The sequence below is a fragment of the Achromobacter sp. GbtcB20 genome (assembly GCF_019091095.1).
GTDB lineage: Bacteria > Pseudomonadota > Gammaproteobacteria > Burkholderiales > Burkholderiaceae_B > Achromobacter > Achromobacter mucicolens.
The window spans coordinates 1-244 of the sequence record NZ_JAGXJZ010000793.1; the positions used below are offsets into that span (position 1 = coordinate 1).

The 244-nt window shown below is 61.9% G+C and carries 1 pseudogene; it reads left to right on the forward strand.

Annotated features, from left to right (window positions below):
* Window positions 1–84: 84 nt before the first annotated feature.
* Window positions 85–244 (forward strand): annotated as a pseudogene (locus tag KVT32_RS31145) (TerC family protein); the annotation flags it as partial.

Consider the following 244-nt stretch of genomic DNA (forward strand, 5'->3'; position numbering starts at 1 on the left):
GAGGGCGGCGGGCCATTACAATGGAGCATTCAACCACAAGCGGAGTGGGCAACCATGGAATGGCTTTCCGATCCGAATATCTAGATGTGCTTCCTGACCCTGGTCGTGCTCGAGTTCGTCCTCGGCATCGACAACCTGATTTTCATCGCGATCCTGGCCGACAAGCTGCCGCCGCACCAGCGCGACAAGGCGCGCCTGCTGGGCCTGTCGCTGGCAATGGCGATGCGCCTGGGCCTGCTGGCGA